Source organism: Geobacter argillaceus, from assembly GCF_007830735.1.
GTDB classification, from domain to species: Bacteria; Desulfobacterota; Desulfuromonadia; order Geobacterales; family DSM-12255; genus Geomobilibacter; species Geomobilibacter argillaceus.
Genome location: NZ_VLLN01000069.1, coordinates 1 through 1,146 on the forward strand (window position 1 = coordinate 1; position 1,146 = coordinate 1,146).

General features: G+C 65.3%; 1 protein-coding gene. It reads left to right on the forward strand.

Annotation, left to right across the window (positions count from 1 at the left end; translation table 11 throughout):
- On the forward strand, positions 1–1,146 hold a 1,146-nt coding region (locus JN12_RS20365; protein WP_170242116.1), incomplete at both ends, for an FAD-dependent oxidoreductase.

The window sequence follows — 1,146 nt, forward strand, 5'->3', positions numbered from 1 at the left end:
AGGCGGGCGGGATGCTGCGCACCGGCATTCCGAGCTTTCGCCTGCCCAAGGAGATCCTCCAGGAGGAGATCGATGCGATCCTGGAGCTGGGGGTGGAACTAAAGCTGAACAGCCCCATCGGCAGGGACCAGTCGTTGGCCGACCTGCGGGACCAGGGGTACGGGGCGGTGTTCATCACCATCGGTCTGCAGGATCCGTTGCGCATCCTGGATATGGAAGGCATGGACCTTACGGGGATCTACAGCGGCGTCGATTACGTGCGGGACTATGAAAAGATCCCGGTTGGCAAGCGCTGCCTGGTCATCGGTGGCGGCGGGGTGGCCATCGACTGCGCCCAGCATGCCGTGCGCCAGGGGGCAGAGCAGGTGATGATCGCCTGCCTGGAATCGTGGGAGACGATGCCGGCGAGCCGCTCGGAAAAGGAGGATGCCCAGGAAGAGGGGATCGTGTTTCACCCTGCCCTGGGGCCACGGCGGTTTGTGGGGACCAACGGGCGGGTGGAGAGGGTCGAGTTTCTACGGGTGAGCGCGGTCTTTGATGGCGAGGGACGGTTCAATCCCACCTTTGTTCCGGACAGCACGACCATCATGGAGGTGGATTCGGTGATCATGGCAGTGGGCCAGGCCTCCACCGCCCCGTCCCTGGCCGGGCTGGAGGGGTTGGAGATGACCCCGAACGGCCTGATTCGGGCCTCAGAGGACATGTCCACCAATCTGCCCGGGGTCTTTGCCGGCGGCGATGTCCGCTGGCGGTTCACCAGGAACGCCACGGACGCCATTGCCGACGGCCAGAAGGCGGCCCGCGCCATCCACGGCTACCTGGGCGGCACCGTGCTGCAGGTAACGAAGAAGGGGTACATGCGGGCCGTATCGCCTGAGTTCAACAATACCCGCTGCGAGACCATCGCCCCGGTTGAGATCCCGAAACGGGACGCCACCGAGCGGATCAGGACCAAAGAGGAGATCACGCTTGGCTTCGCAGAGGACCAGGCTAGGCAGCAGGCGGCCCGCTGCCGCCAGTGCAGCATCCAGACCGTGTTCGACCGCTCGCGGTGCCTGTTGTGCGGCACCTGCGCCGATACCTGCGTCTACGGCGCCCTGAAACTGGTCCGGGTGGCGGATATCGCGGGCGACACCGATGTGGAGC